Annotated in this window: 5 protein-coding genes and 2 pseudogenes; 1 reads left to right on the top strand and 6 read right to left on the bottom strand. The window is 50.5% G+C overall.

All coding sequences use genetic code 11. The annotated features are described in order from the left end of the window. From EIZ37_RS18015 to EIZ37_RS18000, 4 genes and pseudogenes are all read right to left on the bottom strand, one after another. Nucleotides 1-103, bottom strand: a pseudogene (locus tag EIZ37_RS18015) (RNA polymerase subunit sigma-70); the annotation flags it as partial. 76 nt (nt 104-179) lie between these two features. Beyond that, on the bottom strand, nt 180-476 hold the full coding sequence (locus tag EIZ37_RS18010; protein WP_134686155.1) for a transporter: 297 nt from the start codon (nt 474-476) through the stop codon (nt 180-182). Between the two features lie 103 nt (nt 477-579). After that, nucleotides 580-2,076: a recombinase family protein gene (locus tag EIZ37_RS18005; protein WP_134686154.1), complete on the bottom strand. Its 1,497-nt coding sequence runs from the start codon at nt 2,074-2,076 to the stop codon at nt 580-582. Between the two features lie 225 nt (nt 2,077-2,301). Further along, on the bottom strand, nt 2,302-3,372 hold the full coding sequence (locus tag EIZ37_RS18000) for a C40 family peptidase (RefSeq protein ID WP_134686153.1): 1,071 nt from the start codon (nt 3,370-3,372) through the stop codon (nt 2,302-2,304). A gap of 315 nt (nt 3,373-3,687) precedes the next feature. Here EIZ37_RS18000 and EIZ37_RS17995 point away from each other — a divergent pair, with 315 nt between their 5' ends. After that, complete coding sequence (locus EIZ37_RS17995) at nt 3,688-4,428, top strand: YheC/YheD family protein (protein ID WP_134686152.1); 741 nt, start codon at nt 3,688-3,690, stop codon at nt 4,426-4,428. A 19-nt stretch (nt 4,429-4,447) separates the two neighbouring features. Here EIZ37_RS17995 and EIZ37_RS17990 read toward each other — a convergent pair whose 3' ends face one another. Together EIZ37_RS17990 and EIZ37_RS17985 are read right to left on the bottom strand one after the other, a co-directional pair. After that, a complete protein-coding gene (locus EIZ37_RS17990; RefSeq protein ID WP_134686151.1) occupies nt 4,448-5,191 on the bottom strand; it encodes a YheC/YheD family protein in 744 nt (247 codons plus the stop codon). A 244-nt stretch (nt 5,192-5,435) separates the two neighbouring features. Continuing rightward, nucleotides 5,436-5,828: pseudogene (locus EIZ37_RS17985) on the bottom strand (sigma-70 family RNA polymerase sigma factor); the annotation flags it as partial. Nucleotides 5,829-6,000 lie beyond the last annotated feature (172 nt).

Here is a 6,000-nt window from a genome sequence, read left to right as displayed (position 1 = left end):
GCGTGATTTCGTTCCCTTCCTTATCCGTCCCGATCGGATCATGCAAGGAAACATCCTTTTTCGTCTTCTTCAAACTGCGCAGATGCATCAGAATCTCCTTTTCATGGTCAAATGCGCGCATGCCGCAGAAGCGACCATCTAAAGAAAGGCCCACCCGAAAGTTTCGGGCAGGCGGCCGCTTAAAAACAATCGAAGTCAACTACACGGCGCGTATCCAAGCCGTAAAATCTCCATCTGTTGCCCGTCCAACGGTAGCCCGCAACGCCGCCCGGTTGGATAAAGACAGGATAAAACCAGAACTGGTTGCCGTTGCGCAGCCAAACAAAGGTAAAACGGAACAGACATGGGCGGAACGAGCCAAATCTGCGCCTTTGTCTTTGTTGTCTCCCGAAAAATTGTTGCCCTGCTGGTGGTGGGCCTTGCGGAGGCGGCGGAAAGTTCCCTCCACCGGGAGGCCCCGGAAAATTGAAAGCCATCTCTTCTCACCTCCCACATGTCTTCTAACATGAGATGCAAGGAGAGAAGAAATGGCATGAGCAGTTGCCGGTGGCCATCCGTCCAATTTAGCTCCAGGCATGCTTAAAACGTGATGATTTCAATCGCCTGATGATAAACGCGAACCTCTCGGACAATATGGCGGATCAATTCGCGGCGATCCTCCAAACTGAGCTCTTGTGGGGCGGTTTGCAGGTAATGAATCACGGCCTCCTGCAAAAGCCCCTTTTGATCCGGCTCGTCTTGCTGCTCCTCTCTGCGTTTTTCTTCTTCGGCGATTTGGGCGATGAGTCGCTCCTCTTTCTTCGCCCATTGCTCCATCGCTTCCCAAAGCTCGGCTTCCGCCATTCCCTGGCCTGTGGCATACAGCTTCAAGAGCCGCTGCTTGGCCGCTGCCGCCTTTTGTCTTTCCCGTTTGAGCGCCGCCAGATGGTGAGAAGCAGACTCCTGCGAAGGCGCTTGCAGACTGGTTTGCGCGAGGGCGCTCTCGTTTCGCAGCCACTTGCTGATGGCTTCCCAGACATGGCTGTCCAGCATCTGGCAGCGTATTTTGTTTCCACATGAATGGTTGGTGGAGGCGCTTCGCTTTCGATCCGCGTATTCATATGCCCGCTTGCCCCAATTATGGACCTGCTTGCCGATCATCGCTTCCCCGCATTCTCCGCAGCGAACCAACCCGCTCAGCAGGTATGCTTGCAGGCTTTTTCCCGCGAATCGTCGTCTGGTCTCTTCCAACCGCAGCTGCGCTTGTTCAAACATCTCCTGCGAAATGATGGCCGGGCATGGGATCCCGATCCATTCCTCAACCGGCCGCTCACGCATGGCCCGCTTTTCCTGCATGGGGTCATGGCGATTCGCCAGCATGCCCTCCGTATTCCAGCGGTTTTGATAAAACATGCCGAGGTACGTACGGTTGGTCAAAATTTGCCGGACCACCTGGCGATGCCACTTTTTTGCCCCTCGCTTGGTCGGGATCCCCTGCTCCGTCAACCAATTGGCGATGCCGTTCATCCCTTGAATGTTTGTATGCGGGGTGGTAAACAGCTGAAAGATTTGGCGGATAACCGCCGCCTCTTCCGGATTGATGACCAAGGACTCCGTATGTTTATCATAATCGTAGCCGTAAATTTGGAAGTCACGCAGGACGCGACCTTGCCTCGCTTTTTCCCGGCGTCCACGACTCATCCGCTCATTGATTTTTGCTTTTTCAAATTCGGCGATGGCCCCGCGCATGCTGTAAAACAATTGGCCTTCCGGGGTTTTTGAATAATCGCCGTTTACAAATTGCAGCTCGACTCCCTTCCCATCCCATTCATCCGTCAAAAGCAGCTGATGCATCAGCTTGCGGGACAAACGGTCGGGATCGAGGCAGATGATCCGTTTGATCCGCCCCTCCCGTACATCCTGCCGCAGCATGGACAGGGCCTGTCGATCCAGAAACTCACCAGAAATGCCCTCATCGACATACTCGATCACTTCATCCGTGGCTGCTTTTTCCCGACAAGCCCGAAGCTGGTCCTGCAGGGAAAATCCGCTGCGTGCCTGCTCCTCTGTGCTGACCCTCGCGTAGATCCCGATCATCCCTTTTCTCCCTCCTGTACTTTTCCAGCAAGTAACGATAGCAGTCAGAACGGATACTTTCGGCCATTTCGCCTTCGGTAAATCGGAGCTCCACCCTTATCCCCTCCTTGCAGAGAAGATATGCAGCAGATGCTTGTTTTCTTGAATCAAAAATCTTACGGAGAAATGAAAAACCCACTTTCCACGGAGAAATCCCGGAAAAGTGGGTTTGCTTATGCTGCTTGCTTAGTACGGACGACCGCCCATTACGAAGCGATACTCCCAAGAGGTGTTGGTAAACTTGGTGATGCGTACACCGCCCGAGCCGTAGGTGTGCAAAATCTTGCCATCGCCCATGTAGATGCCCACATGCGTGATGCGTTGCTTGAGCGGATCAATGCCAGAATAGCTTGATTCTTTTGAACCTTTATAGCTCATCATGAAGATCAGATCGCCTTTTTGCAGCTTGTCTACATCGTATACCGGCGTCCCGTGTTCTTTCACGTAGGTCGCTTGGGAACGGGAGTTGGTTGGAATCTTGATACCGATATCTTTAAAGGTATTGTACGTAAAGTCGGAGCAATCCATATAGCGCTTGTCCGAACGGGAATCGCCGTATTTATAAGGGATCCCCAGATATTTCATACCTGCATTGATAATTTTATCGCCTTTCGAAACGACAGGAGCCGGAGCTGGTGCCGGTTCTGGTGTTGGCGTAGGATCTACCGGAGTAATTTCATCGCCAGCAGCCGGGTTCTCGACAGGCGTGGTTACCGGTGGTGTTGATGGTGTTGACGGTGTTGGCTGGGTTGTCGATGTCGACGCGCTGCCATCCAACAGGCGGCGTACCCCTACCAGCTTGCCTTTGTAATAGGTCGACATTGACTTGGTGATGACTTCATCGGAACCTTGGTTCGCATAAACGAATTTATTGTCGCCAATGTAGATCCCCAGGTAAGAAGGCGTTTTCGAGCTGCTTAGGGTGAAGAACAACAAATCACCAGGCTGCAGCTTGTTTTTGTCTACCGCTTTGCCAGCTTTGTAGAGTGCGGAAACGCTATCGCTTACATGGATACCCACTTTTCCGTATATGTAAGCAGCCAATCCGGGTGCGTCAAATTGGGACGGGCCATTTGCGCCAGATTGATAATCTTTTCCCACAAGAGATTTTGCCAAGCTTACCACTTGCTCCGCTTTTGCAGAATCTTGTGAATTTGTTGCTGCCAATGCAGCTTGTCCACCTTCAGCGAACATCAACAGGGACGTACTCAGCATGACGGTCATCGAGGACTTAAGCAACCAATCGCGTTTCGTCATTTTCTCTTCCTCCTAGCTGTGATGTTTTTCCCAACGTTGCCATGCAACTGGGTACAAACCCATCATAGAGGAATTTTGGTGATCGAATAAGGGCTTAAAATTTTCCAATTGGCATTTTGAGCGAATAGTCCCAAACCTAGTCATACATGGTTATTCGGCAGTTTCCCCCCTTGAAAACAGGGTCAATGGTACTAAATTTCTTTCACTTTCCTTTACTTTTCTTCATCTTTCTTTCTCACAGACATACGTACAGACGGGCATTCCAGCGTGTGAATACCATAGAACATTGAAATCATATGCAAGGAGCGACCTTATATGAAAATTGCCAGCAAGTGGATCAAGCACCGCGTTTTGGCCCAATATCCCTCCATCCGCAAGCATTTGCCGGAAACCCATCTGTTTTCGCCGCATTATTTATGGAGCATGCTCCAGCGCCACGACACGCTCTATATAAAACCGGTTGTCGGTTCAGGAGGTTATGGAATCATCCGGGTCAAACGGCGGGGCAAGACTTCTTTTGCCATACAAAAAGATATGAAGCGCTATCGGGTGAACAGCAAAGTTGCGTTGCTGCAGCTCCTCCGCCGATTAATGAGCAGTAAAAAGCGCTATCTGATCCAGAAAGGAATCAATCTGGTCTCCATCAAAAAACGCCCAATCGATTATCGCTTGCTCATATTGCGTCCTGAAAGCGAGTGGAAAGTAATGGGGACGATCGGGAAATGGGCAGCACCCGGAAAAATCGTCACCAACCATTGTCGTGGAGGGAAGCCGATCAATCTGGGCCCGTCTCTCAAAATGAGTCTGGGATGCTCGGAGGAGCGTTGTCAGCGAGTCGAGAACACCATTAATCGTGTAGGCATGAGCGTCGCCGAAACCCTCGGGAATCGTTACCGCATGCGCCAGCTAGGGCTGGATATCGGGATCGACAAAAAGCTGCGCATCTGGATTTTGGAAGTAAATACGGGTCCTCGCTATCAATTGTTCCGCTACCATCATGATCGGTCTTTGTATCCAAAAATCGTGGGCTATATGCGCCAAATCAACGGAAGATAGAAACCCAAAAAAGACCATCTCAGGATGGTCTTTTTCTTCGCAGCTTGATTGCCCGCTGATACATGCGATGGTCGATCCTTTTTAATATCGTGAAGCTGGGATGGGTATTCACTTCAATCAGCCACAGTTTCCCGCTGCGGTCCAAACCGATATCCAACGCATACACACGGTTGGTATAATGGGCATGAAACGCACGGGCGACCTGGCGCGAAAGCTGCTTCAACCGCTGCAGGGTTGCTCGCCGCCCCGCTCCTTTCCTGCCTACTTGGCTCAGATAGCTTGACACGCGCAATACGCGCCCCCCTGCTTTCACATTGGTGACGACTTTGCCCTTTTTCGCAGCCTTGGCAAACAGGCCGGTCACTTCCCACTCTCCCTGTTCATTTTTTTGCAAAATGGTGCGGATATCGACCGGGGAGCCATGCAGTGGCTGCAAATCAATTCCCTGCTGTACGATAAACCTTCTCCCTTTACGGATTGACTCAATCCATGCATGCAGCTGTCCGGAATCGGCAAATGCTTTTTTTCCTTCCTGCTCGATCGCGGTATAACCGCTATTTTCCCTTTGGATCGAGATGACATCGCTTCCGCCATAGCCGCGATCAGGCTTGACAAAAACCGTCCCGTACCGGCGCAAAAACATCATTAACGTACGGTGGGAGTAGAGACTTGTATTCGGTTGGATGTGTGAATAGCCAGCATTTTTGACAATCTTCCATTTGTGCCATTTGCTGCTCGCTATTCGCAGGTATCGCTTTGCCATCTTCTCCTCCTTCAAGACCGTTTTTTCTCCATTCGCAAAAATGAGGGTGGATCCAGCGCCAATGGCCTATAGCAGCAGCTGGATCTGTCTGCACAGTATTGGATGTGTCCGCTCTTCCCACCTTTCGAATTGCTTTTTGCTGTATAGGTGCATCTCATTGTATGTAGCTGCGCGAAGGACTGTATAGACGAGTGTTAAGGAACCGGCAAAAATAAAAAATGCTTCCACTGAGGTCCTTTTGGAGATGTAGTCGTGTAAAAAAAGCACCCATCTGAATGGATGCCTTTGTCAGCAGAATCTCATTTTCAATGCAGCGTGCAGCATAAGTAGCCAATTTCGTCCCCTTATCCACCTGATAGCTCTCGATCGCCTTGATCAATCCAATCGTGCCGATGGAGATCAAATCTTCGCTGTCTTCACCTGTATTCTCGAACTTTTTGACGATGTGAGCCACCAAGCGCAGATTATGTTCGATCAGCTTATTCCGGGCGTAAGCGTCCCCTTGCGCCATCAAGCGCAAATATTTCTCTTCATCCGCCTCAGGAAGCGGTTGCGGAAAAGCATTGTTTTTTACATACGCAACAAACATGACAAGCTCTTTGATGAACAGGGAAAGGGCCATAAAGATGCTGGACACGGTGCCACCTCCAAGTCAGGATGACTGCTTACTTAAATGTATGTAGGCGAACGCCCATGCGTGCATGTACCCGAGGAAAAGGAAAAGAACTTTACAACCTCCGGAAAGACAAGATATTATGAATGAATGCCCTTGCGGCAAGCAGAGTTCGAGACCCGCCTCTGTTAAAACA

It is taken from the genome of Brevibacillus migulae, assembly GCF_004521915.1.
Classification (GTDB): Bacteria; Bacillota; Bacilli; order Brevibacillales; family Brevibacillaceae; genus Brevibacillus_F; species Brevibacillus_F migulae.
The sequence above is the reverse complement of the archived record's forward strand: the minus strand, read 5'-3'. Positions and strand labels throughout refer to the sequence as shown.

What these genes read in the sequence shown, in the direction of transcription:
- EIZ37_RS18005 (WP_134686154.1), bottom strand. Translation starts at nt 2,076, where the DNA reads ATGATCGGGATCTACGCGAGGGTCAGCACAGAGGAGCAGGCACGCAGC.
- EIZ37_RS18000 (WP_134686153.1), bottom strand. Translation starts at nt 3,372, where the DNA reads ATGACGAAACGCGATTGGTTGCTTAAGTCCTCGATGACCGTCATGCTG.
- EIZ37_RS17995 (WP_134686152.1), top strand. Translation starts at nt 3,688, where the DNA reads ATGAAAATTGCCAGCAAGTGGATCAAGCACCGCGTTTTGGCCCAATAT.
- EIZ37_RS17990 (WP_134686151.1), bottom strand. Translation starts at nt 5,191, where the DNA reads ATGGCAAAGCGATACCTGCGAATAGCGAGCAGCAAATGGCACAAATGG.
- EIZ37_RS18010 (WP_134686155.1), bottom strand. Translation starts at nt 476, where the DNA reads ATGGCTTTCAATTTTCCGGGGCCTCCCGGTGGAGGGAACTTTCCGCCG.